1 protein-coding gene is annotated in these 849 nt (G+C 77.7%); it reads right to left on the bottom strand.

What is annotated here, in order from left to right; translation table 11 throughout:
- Positions 1-714 (bottom strand): aminopeptidase P N-terminal domain-containing protein (locus tag DZG00_RS15935; protein WP_199689842.1); only part of this gene is annotated, 714 nt, incomplete at its 3' end.
- Positions 715-849 lie beyond the last annotated feature (135 nt).

The raw sequence follows: 849 nt of genomic DNA, 5'->3' as shown, positions 1-849 counted from the left end.
GACGCGCTCGGCGAGCGCGGGGTCGGCCTCGCGGATCACCCGGACGGGGCCGCCTGCGGCGATGGCGGCGTCGACGTCGGCGAGCGGCGCGGTCGCGATCCCCAGGTCGGCCGCGACCTGGACGAGCGAGGGGCGCGGGCCGATCCAGAACTCGCCGATCTCGGCGTTGGCGTAGAACTCGTCGCTGTCGCGGCCGGCGCGCTCGCGGAAGTGGAGGGTGGCCTCGTGCGCGGAGCCGTCCGCGGAGGACCCCTCGGCCACGGGCTCGAGCACGAGCACGGCGCCGGGCTCGCTGTCGGCGCCCCAGCCCGTGAGGTGCGCGAAGGCGGAGTGGGCGCGGAAGGGGAAGTCGGTGTCGTTGCTGCGCTGCTTGAGGCGGCCGGCGGGGATCACGAGGCGGGTGCCGACGTGGAGCGCGGACAGGCGGCGGCGGCGCTCGGCGGCGTAGGGCGCCTGCTCCCGGGCGGACGGGTCGAGCTCCTCGCGGGCGGCCCAGTCCGAGGACACGAAGTCGCTGAACGCGGTGCTCGCGGGCGTGGTGCTGCGGTTGGACGTGGCGCGGGGGACGGGGGCGTCGCCGGATCCGGGGGCGGGGCTCCCGGCCGGTGCGGTGACGACGGGCGCGGCCGTCTCGGTCGTCGCGAGCGGCGCGGCGGGGTCGGCGGCGATGTCGGCGGGGGCGGTCTCGGACGCGGTGTCGGTGTTCTCGGCCATCCGTCGATCATCCCACCTGCCGTCGGCCGCGGAGGGGCCGGGCGGGGTCAGCGCAGCGGCGTCAGCTGCGCGATGATCGGCCGGTGGTCGCTGCCGGCGCCGTCGCGGTCCTCGACGACGCGGAAGCCCGTGACC

Origin of the sequence: Clavibacter lycopersici, assembly GCF_003576405.1 — a bacterium.
GTDB classification, from domain to species: Bacteria; Actinomycetota; Actinomycetes; order Actinomycetales; family Microbacteriaceae; genus Clavibacter; species Clavibacter lycopersici.
This window is presented reverse-complemented; position numbering and strand designations above follow the sequence as displayed.